Origin of the sequence: Aurantibrevibacter litoralis (genome assembly GCF_034651555.1) — a bacterium.
Lineage (GTDB): Bacteria > Bacteroidota > Bacteroidia > Flavobacteriales > Flavobacteriaceae > Aurantibrevibacter > Aurantibrevibacter litoralis.
This window is the reverse complement of sequence record NZ_JAYEEQ010000017.1, coordinates 65,953-79,718: the sequence shown is the minus strand read 5'-3', so window position 1 is coordinate 79,718 and position 13,766 is coordinate 65,953. Positions and strand designations below refer to the sequence as shown.

Below are 13,766 nucleotides of genomic sequence, written 5' to 3'. Positions count from 1 at the left end.
GTTTTAAGGGTGGCTCATTTTTGCCCGGCCTAGGTGGTTCACTTTCATCCGGCGAGCTATGCTCACTTTATCCCGGCACATGTGGTATACTATGTCCGTTGTTTGCAGATAATGGCCATGGGGCAATAATAAATGGAATCTATCAGACCAATGGCAAAAGAAGCCCTATGTGGTCGGATGGTTCCCAGCTTTATGAGGGCGAGTTTAATCGAGCAATTGTCAATGGAGTTATAGAGGAGTTGACAAGATTTAAAATACAATACGTAAACATTGCACCTGAATATTGGGATGTTAGGTTGGAGACTAGGATAAAAAGAGCAAATGAATATGACTTTTCAAACAGTTTTTATCTAAGTATTCATTCCAATGCTGGCGGTGGTCATGGTTCTCAAATTTTTACCTCCCCAGGAGATACTAAAAGTGATAAAATTGCGACCATTTTTGGAGAAGAGTACCTACGAGTTTTCCCAAATAGATACTTAAGGACAGATTTTTCCGATGGAGATTTGGACAAAGAACGTCGTTTCTATGTCCTTACTAAAACGAAAATGCCCGCAATCTTAACCGAGAATTTTTTTATGGACAACCAGGAAGAGTGTAGAAATCTCTTGATGACTAAAGAAGGGAGAGAAAAAATCATAAGATATTATATAAACTGAGAACACAACATTTGCGACCATTACTTCAAGAGAGCGAATTGAGCGAAGGTTGTGGAACCCGGTTGCCTTGCGTGAAACTATTCTTAATGCATTCGTACATAACGATTATACCCGGGAAGTGCCTCCAAAGTTTGAGATATTCAACGATAGGCTCGAAATCACATCTGCTGGATCCATACCGGAGAGATTGAGCAAGGAAGATTTCTTCGAAGGGGTGTCCATTCCCAGAAACAAGGAATTGATGCGCGTATATAAAGATTTGGAACTGGTAGAGCAATTAGATTCAGGGGTTCCAAGAATTTTACAGAGTTATGGCAAATAATACTTTAGGTTTATGGACAGTTTTACCAGAATGGTATTTCCTTCTTCCGAACCGGTTCAAATAAAAGAAGCGTAAAAAGATTTCAGCGTAGTGTTGGTAGATGGGTTGGTAGAAAGCCAACAGAAGATCGTATGGTTGATTGCCGAAAATACAAAAATCAGCAAACAGGAAATGTCAGAACTAATCGGAATCAGTTCAACGGCAATAAACAACAATATCAAATGTTTAAAGGAGAAAGGCCTTGTTGAGCGTAAAGGCAGCCAGCGTACCGGGTATTGGGAGTTAATTATGGAAAAATGAAATTCAGCAACACCTTAAAATCAAGCACTTCTAATATGAGATGATTTTTTGAGAATAATCTCTATATCCTCTTTTAAAAAGTTTGAACTCTGTCCCTTAGAGGTCACTTTAAAGGGGTAATAAAAAACCCTAAAATCCTGTAAAATTAATGATTTTCAGGATTTTACATTTTTTTTGATAGCAAATAATATCGTTTGATATCGGATTAAATGGTTACAAATCGACAACAGAATTTTCTAATCGACAACATTGTTGTCGATTAGAAAATAGTTGATTTGAACATAAAGTATAGTTGATTTGACTTTCGTCTTACTGAATGGTAACTTCAAAAAATCAACTATGCGTGCAAAGAACACTTTTTCAATCTTATTTTGGATACATCCTATGTCTTTTTTTTACTTGTACACTTTTTTTCTTCCATTACGCATCAAAAACTAAATCTGTACCATAAAGAAATGCAGTTTCCTTAGGTATCACATAAAACCTAACCTTTCTTTTGGAAAGGCAATATATTACCTTCGAAAAGATCTCACGGTGCTATGATTCACAGATTTTATGCAGGGTCTTTCCAAATTTTTAGAATCACTTTTAAATTAAAATCATCCCTTGCAGGAGATGGTTTCTCATGCTAACCACACATTAAGACACTTATACAGAGTATTTAAGATTCCAAAAATACACCTATGGGATTCTTGCTTTTTGGTAACTTATTCAACTTATACTATTGTTATAATAACACGCTGATATCTTGTCAATGCAGGAAAACCTGTATCTGTGCCCTCTACTATAATATGGTATTGTTCCCCTTCCAATGCGGTTGAGGGAATGGTCACTTTAGTGATATTGTTTTCTGTCATTGTTTCGGCACTGCCAGTTCCTGCTTCTGCATAGCACCATGCATTTAAGCTTATCGGATGGCCATCCGGATCCCATCCGGAAAGGTTTAGGGTAAGGGTTTGACCTGCGGTGGCCGTTAACGAAAGGCCTTCAGCTACCATAATTTTTGGTGGGTGATTCGCTTTTTCATAAGGTTGCACGCACCAATCTGCACGTGCAGCAAAATCGAGTTGCATGGCTTTAATCCATCGTGTTTGCGGATAACTCGTATCCCATTTTCCGGTTTCCGGATTCCTATCGGAAGCAGCCTCTCCATCTTCGTATCGATATGGATTATCTTTATTCGGAACAAAGCGCCCACTCCAACCGCCTCTTGAGGGATCTTGGTAGTTATCCAATCCTACATCTACCAAGTGCAGAAATGCCGGAGTATCACCCTCGGAAATAAAATCGTATTTAGAAAAACTACCCCTTTCAGTATTAATTATTTTTGAAATGTCGCCCTCAAAATGATTGGGATCTCCTTCCTGTTTCTGCCCATCACCGTATGAATAATATTTCTGTAACAACGGACCATGATTATTTATGATATTAGGTCCCATAAAACTTCCCTCTAAATACGGTTGCTGACTTTTGGGCACTACACGCTTCCATGGATACGCAAAACACCAGAATTGATTGGCATTATAAAAGACCCGAATGTTTGGCCAGTTGGTTCCAATATAGTTTTTATACGTTGCATCTTGGTTCATAATGGTATAGATAACGGCCTTTTTAGAAACCTTTTCTTTTACAGCTTTCCAATTTTTCGTTTTTGAATATGCCTCTTCTATGGATTTTAATGCACGTGCAATGGTATTTGTGCCACCCCATGCTTGCAAGAATATTTCGCGATTATCGTCATCTAATAATTTATCTTTAATAAGCTCAGAACCTTCCGTAGGTTTTGCCATATCCCCTTCAAAATCAATATTCCCCACCTTAACCAAGGCTAATAATTCTTCCGCAGAGGGATAATTCTTGTCATGTAAAAGTAAATTGGGATGCACTTTTTTGTATTCAACTAGGAGCTCCTGTATCCAATTTGTACCGGGCCATCTTAAATCGGTTAAATCTTCACCATAGATCCGTTTGGTCATTTCCATTTCCGAAGTAAACGCAGTGCCTTTACCATCGCCCTTCCAGTGCCACATGGAACTGGAATATACTAGCCCTTGAGTTTCAAATTCATTGGTATAGAGCAAGTAACGGATAAAAGTATCCACGTCATCGATCTCGCCATCGGTGGTGACAATCGTTCTCTTCATAGTGTTCTGAGCAAAGCACAAGGTAAGTGAGAAAATTAAAGCAAGGAAAAGAAGTGTTTTTTTCATGATGTTAAATTTTGATGTTGTGAACTTATTTAATAAGAATTCGCCACTTATCATATTTTTCATTTATTGCGGAGTGGGTTTTATTTTTTTTCAATGTTTGTAAATGCACCAAGGATTTTATCTCTTTTAAATCTTTAAATATGCCTACTTGCAGTCCTGCCAAAAAAGCGGCACCCTGAGCTGAAATATCTACATTGTCTTGGGTTTGTATGGTGGCATCTAATAAATCAGATAAACTTAGCCGAATAAATTCGTTTTTAGAGAGACCGCCATGCATTGCAATTTGCTTTATTGGAAATTTAAGGTCTTTTTGCATAGCTTCTACTACCGCTTTGATTTGGAAAGATATACTTTCCAAGGTGGCTTTTACCAAATGTTCATTACGGGTTCCAAAGGTTAGTCCATGGATCGATGCCTTTCTGTTCATCTGCCAAAATGGAGCACCTAGACCACCGAAAGCCGGAACCAAATAAATATCTGAAGGTTCTCCTACCCCCATGGCCATAGCTGCGGTTTCTTCCGCATTGGAAATTATCTGTAATGATTTGAGCCATTCCACCATGGAACCACAGGCGACAATAGCTCCTTCCCAAGCATATACAACTTCTAGTTTTGTGCTCCATCCTATGGTACTCAATAATCGTTCGTTAGAATTCAAAGGTTTGTTGCCAATATGCATTAACAGCGAGCAACCGGTACCAAGGGTCATCTTAGTATCTCCTTTTTCGAAACATGTTTCCCCAAACATAGCACCATGAGAATCCCCGATCATTGCCGTAACTGGAATATTTTTTGGTAATAATCCAAAGAGATCTGTTACTCCAAAATCATCAGCAGATGCCTTTATTTCGGGCAATTGCAAACCTGTTAGATTCCACTTTTCAATGATTTCAGAATCCCAGGTCAATTTATGAATATTAAAAAAAAGTGTTCTGGAAGCGTTGCTATGGTCGGTATAGAAGGATTTTCCGTTGGTAAGTTTAAACAATAGCCAAGTATCTACGGTACCAAAGAATATCTCTTTTTTTGTAATTTGTTTTAGTATTTCGGGTTTATGTTTTAAAATCCATAACAATTTAGTTCCGGAAAAATAGGGGTCCACCACTAGCCCTGTCTTTTCTTTTAGCCATGGCTCCTGATCTTTTAGTTGATCACAAATAGCCGTAGAACGCTTACAAGCCCAGACAATAGCCTTATGAACAGGCTTTCCATTTTTATCCCATAGCACAAAGGTTTCTCTTTGGTTACTTATTCCTATAGAAGAGATCTTGAGGGTATCAATACCTCCTAAACATGAGGAGCATGCCGCTTTAACACTTTCTACAATATCATGAGGATCTTGTTCTACAAAACCATTAGGAAGGTAATCCGTTTTTAATTGAGCCGTGGCCTTTTTTACCACTTTACCTTTATGATCAAATAAAATGGCTTTGGTACTACTGGTTCCTTGATCTATTGCTAAAATATAGGCTTTTGACATATTTCTATATTTCATTACGTTAATCCTCGTTAGGATGATTTAATCGGTCCATGATTACGGCTACCAAAATGACGAATCCTTTAATCACCTGCTGCCAAAATGGAGATACATTCAACAATACTAAACCGCTGTTTAGGACACCGATTATCAATGCGCCTTGAACCGTTCCCATTATGGAACCTCTACCACCTGATAACGAAGTACCGCCAATTACAACAGCGGCTATGGAATCGAGTTCATAGCTCATGCCGGCATTAGGTTGGGCCGAATCCAACCTTGATGTTAACATAATTCCTCCAACTGCTGCTAAGATGCCCGCTATGGCATACACCCAAATTTTGACCTTGTTGCTATTTATTCCGGACAAACGCGCTGCACTCTCATTGCCTCCTATTGCGTAAATATGCCTGCCAAAAACGGTTTTATTAGTAAGGACAATAGCACAAATAACCACGATTGCTGTAATCCAAACGGGCATTGGAATGCCTAAAAACCAACCCGTACCGATAAAAGCAAAAAGGTCTCCGAAACCAGTTATGGGAAAACCACCAGTCCATAACATGGTACCTCCTCGAGCAATGGTTAACATGGCCAGAGTAGCCACAAAAGGTGGCACTTTAAACTTCGTAATCATTAAACCGTTGAAAGCCCCTAACATTCCTCCAAGGATCAAACCAGCCAGTATTGCTCCGAGAACCGTGAACTCTATGAATATATTTAGTGATGGAATCTCTAAGCCATTTTTTAACAGCCCGGCGGTAACGGCACCTGCAAAGGCGAGCATAGAGCCAACGGAAAGATCAATACCTTTGGTTAAAATCACTAAAGTCATCCCAACAGAAATACAGACATTGATTGAAATTTGTCGCATAATGTTCCACCCATTCTCAGGGGTTAAAAACTTATCAGACAAAACTGTTAAAACAACACACAAAACCACAAGGGCAATGATGGATTGAAATTTCAATAAAGTGCTTTTAACGTCGGTCATTTTACTATTTAAAAGTATGTTACAATATAGCCGCTTGCATAATTGCCTCTTCATTTGCGTTCTGTTGAGAAAATTCCCCACTGATTTTACTATCGCTCAAAACAAGGATTCGGTCTGATATGGCCATAATTTCCGGCAGTTCGGAGGAAACAACGACAATTCCCAAGCCGGCTTTGGCTAAAGTATGAATCAAATGATAGATCTCATTTTTGGCATTAACATCAATGCCTCTTGTAGGTTCGTCCAAAAAAAGTACTTTTGGATTGGTGGCAAGCCATTTTGCCAAAACTACTTTCTGCTGATTGCCGCCACTTAAATTCTTTGAAAATTCTTTTTCTGATGGTGTCTTTATTTTTAAAGCCTCAATGTATTTTTTTGATAATTTCGCTTCGGAGTCCGTACTTACTAATCCATTCTTAACCACATTCCAAATACTTGCCATGCTGATGTTTTTGTATAATTCCATTTGTAGTACCAAACCATCTGCTTTTCTATCCTCAGGGACTAATCCCATTCTGCAATTTATGGCATCCCTAACATGTCTTAGTAGGATTACGCTGTTTTCTACATAAACCTTTCCGTTCATTGTCTTGGCGTGGAGTCCAAAAATTGTTTCTAATAACTCTGTTCTACCGGCACCCATCAGACCGAATATCCCAAGGACTTCACCTTTTTTTACACTAAAATTGATTTCCTTAAAAATGTAATTGGATTTATCATGCAATCTTGGGAGACTTAAATTTTCTACACGAAGCACTTCGTCGCCAATTGCTACTTCTTCCTTCTGATATATATTTTTAATATCCCTACCAACCATTAGGCGAATTAAATCTTCCTTTTTGGCTTCGGAAGCATTTTCTATTACCCCAACCATTTTACCATCACGCAAGCCAATAAAGCGATCAGCAATTATAAAAAGCTCATCCAATTTGTGGGAGATGTATAAAATGGTAACCTGCTGTTCTTTTAAGTTTTGGATGATTTTGAACAGAGAAGCAACTTCAGTGTCCGATATGGCTGAGGTGGGCTCATCCATAATCACCACCCGTGCCTCTTCCAATAATGCCTTGGCTATTTCAACTAATTGTTGTTCTCCAACCCTTAGTTTAGAAACTAATGTTTTGGGTTTTAGATCACAATTCAAGCGAGTAAGCAGTTCTCTGGTCTTTTCATTCATAGCGTTGGAATCCAAGATTCCAAAAGCATTGTAAATTTCCCTTCCCAAAAAAATATTTTGTGCAATACTTAAATAGGGAATTAGATTTAGTTCTTGGTGAATGATTGCAATACCATTGGTCATGGCATCTTTGGGATTGTTGAATCTTACTTCTTTGTCATCTAAAAGCAAGGTCCCCTCGTATTCGGGATATACTCCGGATAAGATTTTCATTAAAGTAGATTTGCCGGCGCCATTCTCGCCTACAATAACGTTAACTTTACCGGTATGTACTTGGAGATTCACTTGGTCTAATGCGGTTACACCCCCAAATCTTTTGGAGATGCCCTGAATCTCTAGTATTATATCCGGTTGTTTTTTCAATTTAGTTTTTGAATTTTATGCGAACGGGAATCACTTTTAGTTCCTTTATGTTGGGTTTTTCTATATCTATTTTAACCGCTCCTTTAAAGTAAATGGAATCACCTATTTTTACTTTTTCCTTAAGTATTGGTACTAGGGTTTCTCTGACGATATTATTCAGTTCTACTGAAATTGAATTGAAATCCATGGTGTTTTGGTAATCGTCAATATGTGCCATGCCGCTCCCATCCCGAATGGCATTTCCAAATATAAAATCGGTGGCTAACTGTACTTCTTTGTTATCTTCTAAAGCAAGCATGATGTATTCATCTTCTATTGCTTTAACATTGGCATTGCCCTGTATGATAAAATTGTATTCATCGCTAATACCTAGCTTCTTTCCATTTTCGAAACAATAATTCATTAAATCATTTGAAATATTATCTATAAAAACTGAAGCATTAATTGCCGGTAAATCTTCAATTTTATCGGACATGAATGCTATGGCATACGCTTTGGCATTGAAAACTGAGTCACTTTTGGCCTGTCTTGCCTGATCTAATGGGGTTATTCTTATCGAATGATAAAGGGTAAAGGCTATAAGTATAGCCATTGCGCTATATTTTATTACTTTATTCATAATTAATTTGATGAGCCGTAAAAGCCAAAATCATCTATATTTTCTGGTGTTACCACCTTAACCTGAAGGGGAGTTTTTTTCGTAAAATCCCGTTTCCCTTTTAGGTACTCATTTGCCAGTTCAGCTGCAGTGCGCGCCATATGTTTAGGTGATTGCATGGCGGTTGCTGCAATTTTTTTATCCTTAATGGCATCCATAACATCCTTTTCCCCATCAAAGCCAAATACAAGAACACTATCAGCCTTTCCGGCAGCTACCAAAGCTTGATAAGCACCCATAGCCATTGCATCGTTTCCACAAAATACAGCATCAATATCTGGATTGGATTGCATGATGGATTCTAGTACGTCCATTGCCTTATTTCTATCAAAATCAGCGCTTTGCTGTGCTACCATTTCAAGTTCCGGAAAATGGTCTACCACACTGTGAAATCCTTTTGAACGGTTCCAGGTATTGTTGTCCCCGACGAGACCCAGAAGCTCAACATACTTGCCCTTTTTATTTAATTTGCGAACAAAATATTCCCCTAAGGCTACACAACCGGAAAAATTATCTGAGGTTATTTGCGAGGTGGCTACATCCAAAGCACTTATTTCCCTATCCATGCAGAATGTTGGCAAACCGGCTTCTTTGGCACGTTTTACATTGGAAACAGAACCTTCAGAATCTGTCGGGTTAAAGAGAATGGCTTCATAGCCAGCGGCAATAAGATTTTCAAAATGTTCTGCTTCTTTAGACGTATTGTTTTGGGAATCAAATAGGGTAGCTTCATAGCCCAATTCGCGTACCCGTTCCGCAGCGGATTCCCCCAAAACAACAAACCATGGGTTGTTCAAAGTAGAAATAACCACGGCAATTTTCTTTGCTTTTGGTTCATTTTCATTGCTTGAATTGCACCCTAGAATAAAGGGCATAAAACTGCCTACTATTAACCATCCCACCTTACTCATTTTACCTTGGGAATTACATTAACGATACACCTCTGGTATCGGGTCAAATTAGGAGTTCCATTATCGGTTACCTGAAGGATAAAATGTATGGTCTTCGATTTATCAGTGGTAGGGGCAACAAAACTAGTTACTTGTGCATTGGCATCCTCTAACTTTACATTGCTTCTATTTATATTTAAGGTGCCTACTTCATTATAAACTATCCATTGGTATGTTAATTTATTACCGTCAGGGTCAGAAGACCCAACACCGCTAAGTGTAACATTGTCCCCGGAGTGAACCACCAACTCATTTACATGGTCTAATTTTGCAACGGGGGGGTGATTAGCAGCACTATAATTTGATGTATTGCTCCAATCAATACGAGCGGCAAAATCATTTTGATACGCCTCTCTCCAACGCCAAATGGTGGCATGGTTGCTTGTATGAAAAGAGTCAGTTATCGGACTGTAAACTTCATCGTCTGCATTTGTCCAAATTGGACGCGTTTCCAGCTCGTACATATATTTTTTAAACTGTGGGATATATAGCTCATACCTACCGCCCCATCCGCCGAAGTTAGGGTTTTCCGGGTTATTGAGTCCATTATTTACCAAACCCAGAAAGGAAGGGGTGTCACCTTCCATCAAATATTCGGTATGTGGGTGCTGTGCACCAAGGGGACCATGATTATTTCGTATATGTTCATCAAGCCAAGGATTATCAACTATTGTAAAATCGGGGCCAATGAATCGGCCGTGCATCTTATCCCCTGATATACCCGTCCACGTGGCATGATGATATTGTCCTCCGCCATTTTCCTCATACCCCGGACTCACTATATAAAAAAGATTAGGAAAGTTCTTTCGAATCCAAGGGCCGGTATCATCTTGATCTGAAATGGTATAAATACGCATTTTTTGAATTATCTGATCTAATTCTTTTTGTGTCATCGTTCGTTCCATTTTCCATAGCGCTTGTGCCAATACATTGGCACCCCCCCAGGCTTGAATATAAATTGGGCGATCATCTTTCTTTTTCAACGTTGTAATCAGCCATTCGGATCCTTCGGAATCTTGCCCTTCCCCAACACCTGCCATTCCAAATTTTGGAACTCCAATCTTTATAATGCTTTTAAGGTATTCGTATTCCGGATAACCAGATTCATGTATCTCCAAATTACTTCTTACTTTACTATAAGCGTCAACGATTTCATGAATACGCCATTCTGCTGTTTTGTCTTTTTGCCAAATGGAAGTAGTTGCCACGATACCTTCCACATCCCACTGGTTGGAGTAGGTTAAAAATCGGACTAACGATTGGGCATCATCCGGTTCGTTTTCAATATCGGTAAGCACAAAAACCCGAGGTTTTTCAGTAAAATATTGAGCTGAAACATTTTTAGCCATCAATATCAGTATGCTGACTATCAAATAGGAAAATAAGGTAATCCCTGAGTTTTTCAAAAAACGATTCATTGATTTTTATTTTTGTTATTTACTTGGGCAAAATAGTTACAATCACTCTTTTATACCGTGATAGTGTAGGCAACCCTTTATCTGTTACCTTTAAGATAAAATGGGCGGTTTCCGGTTGGGATACTTCCGGCGCATTAATAGTATGTATAAAGTAGAGATTTTCGGATAGGCCATGTGGAATTACTTTTTTATAGGTACCCGCTTCAGGATATTGAAACCATAGATAGCTTAAACTATCACCATCGGGATCAGTTGTCCCACTTGCGTCCAGACCGAAAACCTCACCTGACTTTACGGTAATCTCCTCGGTGTGTCCAAGAACGGGTATTGGAGGATGATTTGCTTCTTCATAACTTTGGGTGCACCAATCCATTCTGGCAGCAAAATCATTCTGAAAATCATCGCGCCAACGCCAAAGGGTTACTTGGTTATCAGTAAACGTAAGGGTGTCTTTTTTAACTGTACGACCAAATTCATTGGAAACTACCGGGCTGTAAGTGTCATCGGTATTAGTCCATATGGGTCTGGTTTCTTTCCCAATGGGAACGCCACCGGTCATACCCCGTGCGATAGAATCTGGTCGGTACAATTCGTACCTACCTCCCCAAGCGCCCCAATTTGGCTTTTCCGGATTGTTGAGGCCATTAGGAATAACAGAAAGAAATGCAGGAGTATCCCCTTCCATTCCATATGCCACATCTGGGTACATGGCACCAAGTGAGCCATGACCTTGCTGAATGTTAGTGGCAAGCCATGAATTGCTGCTCGTACTGTTATCGATTCCCTTAATAGCTCTGTTTATTGCAATCCAAGTAGAACTAAAATAACCTCCGGGACTCACGATATAAAAGAGGTTTGGGAATTCCTTTCGGATCCAACTGGCACTATCATCTTGATCCGAAATCGTATATACTCTTAGTTTGTCAATTAACCTATCCGCTTCTTTTTTGCCCTTAGTTTCCCGCAATTTCCAAAGGGCTTGTGCCAACGTGTTTGGGCCGCCCCACACAGAAACATATAGGGGTCGTTCGTCTTTATCTTCCAAAACTTTAATAATCCAATCTGATCCTTCGGAATCCCTTCCCTTTCCAACACCTTCCATACCATATAATGGCAACCCTGTCTTGACCAAGGATAAAAGTTGCTCCTTAGGAGGAAAATCCTGTTCGTGTTTTAGTAGATTGGGTTGAACCTGGCCATATGCCTGTAAAATGGAAATTATGGTTTCTGGAGCTACCCGGGATTTTTGGTGAACAGAGGTTGTCGCAATCAATCCCTCAATTTCAATCTGATTTGAATAGAGAAGTAGACGTATTAAGCTTTGGGCGTCATCGGGATCTGCTTCAATATCCGTGAGTACCAGCAAGCGATTTTTTTGAGCTAAGCATTGGCTGAATGTTAGCGACAAAAATGCAATGAGAAAGAATAGATATCTCATTATGACCTATGTTTTGTTAATGTTATTGCGGATTGCATAATTCCATATTGCGAAATTCCATAATGCTCAAAGATTTCTCCCTGAGATCCGGTAACCGTATATTCATCCGGAATAGCAATAATCTTAAAAGGGTTATTATATCCATTCTGCATAAAATAAGAAGCGCAGGCTTCACCAAGACCCCCATGAACCATATGTTCCTCTACAGTCAACATAGGTCTGCCATTGTCTGCCAAGCTACTCAGTAATTCGGTATCCAAAGGCTTTATGGTATGCATACTTACTACGGTAGCCTTTATTCCGTATTCTTCTTCCAAGCTTTTCGCTGCTAACCACGCCGGATAAACCGTTTCACCATTGGCTATAATCGCCAAATCCTTACCCTCTCTTACCACACGTCCTTTTCCAAATTCAAAACTTGAAGGAGTTTCCTCTAAAAAAGGCATTTGCTTTTTTCCAAAGCGCAAATAAAGGGGCTTCTTATAAGCAACTGCTTTCCGCACTGCCTGTTCCGTTTCAAAATTATCAGCCGGTGCCACAATAGTGATATTGTTAATGGCTCTTAAAACTGCAAAATCATGCAAACTATGGTGTGTGGTACCCAATGCCCCATAACTAACTCCTGCGCTAATACCTACCAATTTTACCGGATTGTCCGAATAGGCTACATCATTTTTTATCTGCTCTAATGCTCTAGCGCTTAAAAAACAAGCCGGAGATACCGCAAAAGCCTTCTTTCCTGCCGAAGCCAATCCGGCAGCTACTCCTACCAGATTCTGTTCTGCAATACCTACTTCTACGATTTGATCTGGATACTTATTTCCGAACATCACCAATTTACCAGAGCCGCGGGAATCACTAGTAACTGCTAGGATAGCTCTATCATTGGCCGCCAATTCCTCCAGAGTTTGGGCAAAAATTTCTTGATTGGTTAAACCCATTAATAATTCCTTTTCTTCTATTTTATCCAACCTCATAGTTTTTATATTGATGCTGCTGTTGATGATAACTCTGATTGTGCCAGTTCATACTCCTCAAAAGAAGGCACACCATGGTGCCATTTTAAATTACCCTCCATATAGCTTACCCCTTTACCCTTAATGGTGTTCGCTATAATAAAATTTGGTTTTCCTTTTTCAAATGGGCCGTTGTTCAGAGCGGCTTCTAATTGCCTCAAATTATGACCGTTGACCACTTTGACAGCCCAGCCGAACGTTTCCAATTTTTCACGTACAGAGCCTGAATTCATAACTTCCTCATTGGAACCAGAAATTTGTTGTTTGTTGTAGTCAAGAATGGCATACAAATTATCCAACTCATAATGAGCCGCAGCTAGAAAAGCCTCCCAATTAGATCCTTCAGGAAGCTCCCCATCACCGAGCAAAGTATATATTCTATGCGTTTTGTTATCTAACTTGGCTGCGATCGCTTCTCCAACACAAATGGGCAATCCATGACCTAATGCCCCTGTATTTTGCTCTACTCCATTTACTTTTTTGGTTGGATGGCCAATATAATGCGATTGATACTGACATAGTGTTTCCAAATCCGATTCCGGAAAAAAACCACGATCGGCCAACGTTACATATAGTGCTTCTACGCAATGTCCTTTGCTTTGAATATACCGATCCCTATTAGGGTTTTTGGGGTTTTTGGGATCTACACATAATACTCTGTTATATAGCACATTTAATATGTCGGTACACGATAGGCTTCCGCCTGTATGCCCGGCCTTCGCCTTATAAATATATTTGAGAAGATTTTTTCTCAAAAGCACAGATTTTAACTTTAGTTCTCGAT

Annotated in this window: 12 protein-coding genes and 1 pseudogene; 3 read left to right on the top strand and 10 right to left on the bottom strand. The window is 39.4% G+C overall.

The window, feature by feature from the left end:
* The first annotated feature begins 167 nt into the window (after window positions 1-167).
* From U1E44_RS13315 to U1E44_RS16855, 3 genes and pseudogenes are all read left to right on the top strand, one after another.
* Window positions 168-659, top strand: coding sequence for an N-acetylmuramoyl-L-alanine amidase (locus U1E44_RS13315; RefSeq protein WP_416242061.1), 492 nt, complete (start codon window positions 168-170; stop codon window positions 657-659).
* Window positions 658-978 (top strand): annotated as a pseudogene (locus U1E44_RS13310) (ATP-binding protein); the annotation flags it as partial. The gene U1E44_RS13315 and the pseudogene U1E44_RS13310, both read left to right, overlap by 2 nt.
* Window positions 979-1,071: 93 nt before the next feature.
* Window positions 1,072-1,281 carry a winged helix-turn-helix transcriptional regulator gene (locus U1E44_RS16855; protein WP_416242060.1) on the top strand — a complete coding sequence of 70 codons (210 nt, stop codon included), beginning with the start codon at window positions 1,072-1,074 and terminating at the stop codon, window positions 1,279-1,281.
* 716 nt (window positions 1,282-1,997) lie between these two features.
* Here U1E44_RS16855 and U1E44_RS13305 read toward each other — a convergent pair.
* Genes U1E44_RS13305 through U1E44_RS13260 form a run of 10 tightly spaced genes read right to left on the bottom strand, consistent with a single transcriptional unit; the run spans window position 1,998 to window position 13,737 of the window.
* Complete coding sequence (locus tag U1E44_RS13305; RefSeq protein ID WP_322931588.1) at window positions 1,998-3,491, bottom strand: DUF1593 domain-containing protein; 1,494 nt, start codon at window positions 3,489-3,491, stop codon at window positions 1,998-2,000.
* 25 nt (window positions 3,492-3,516) lie between these two features.
* Complete coding sequence (locus U1E44_RS13300) at window positions 3,517-4,971, bottom strand: FGGY family carbohydrate kinase (protein WP_322931587.1); 1,455 nt, start codon at window positions 4,969-4,971, stop codon at window positions 3,517-3,519.
* A 19-nt stretch (window positions 4,972-4,990) separates the two neighbouring features.
* Window positions 4,991-5,962 (bottom strand): ABC transporter permease, encoded by a 972-nt coding sequence (locus U1E44_RS13295; RefSeq protein ID WP_322931586.1) that lies wholly within the window; start codon window positions 5,960-5,962, stop codon window positions 4,991-4,993.
* Window positions 5,963-5,981: 19 nt separating this feature from the next.
* Window positions 5,982-7,502: a sugar ABC transporter ATP-binding protein gene (locus U1E44_RS13290; protein ID WP_322931585.1), complete on the bottom strand. Its 1,521-nt coding sequence runs from the start codon at window positions 7,500-7,502 to the stop codon at window positions 5,982-5,984.
* Window position 7,503: 1 nt separating this feature from the next.
* On the bottom strand, window positions 7,504-8,094 hold the full coding sequence (locus U1E44_RS13285; RefSeq protein ID WP_322931584.1) for a DUF2291 family protein: 591 nt from the start codon (window positions 8,092-8,094) through the stop codon (window positions 7,504-7,506).
* Between the two features lie 29 nt (window positions 8,095-8,123).
* On the bottom strand, window positions 8,124-9,071 hold the full coding sequence (locus tag U1E44_RS13280; RefSeq protein ID WP_322931583.1) for a D-ribose ABC transporter substrate-binding protein: 948 nt from the start codon (window positions 9,069-9,071) through the stop codon (window positions 8,124-8,126).
* The gene (locus tag U1E44_RS13275; RefSeq protein WP_322931582.1) at window positions 9,068-10,528 is read right to left on the bottom strand and encodes a DUF1593 domain-containing protein; all 1,461 of its coding nucleotides are present in this window, start codon (window positions 10,526-10,528) and stop codon (window positions 9,068-9,070) included. The genes U1E44_RS13280 and U1E44_RS13275 overlap by 4 nt, the downstream gene beginning before the upstream one ends.
* Before the next feature lie 19 nt (window positions 10,529-10,547).
* The gene (locus U1E44_RS13270; RefSeq protein WP_322931581.1) at window positions 10,548-11,966 is read right to left on the bottom strand and encodes a nucleoside hydrolase-like domain-containing protein; all 1,419 of its coding nucleotides are present in this window, start codon (window positions 11,964-11,966) and stop codon (window positions 10,548-10,550) included.
* The gene (locus U1E44_RS13265; protein ID WP_322931580.1) at window positions 11,966-12,943 is read right to left on the bottom strand and encodes a transketolase family protein; all 978 of its coding nucleotides are present in this window, start codon (window positions 12,941-12,943) and stop codon (window positions 11,966-11,968) included. The genes U1E44_RS13270 and U1E44_RS13265 overlap by 1 nt, the downstream gene beginning before the upstream one ends.
* 5 nt (window positions 12,944-12,948) lie before the next feature.
* Window positions 12,949-13,737, bottom strand: a complete 789-nt coding sequence (locus tag U1E44_RS13260; protein ID WP_322931579.1) for a transketolase — start codon at window positions 13,735-13,737, stop codon at window positions 12,949-12,951.
* Between the last annotated feature and the right edge of the window lie 29 nt (window positions 13,738-13,766).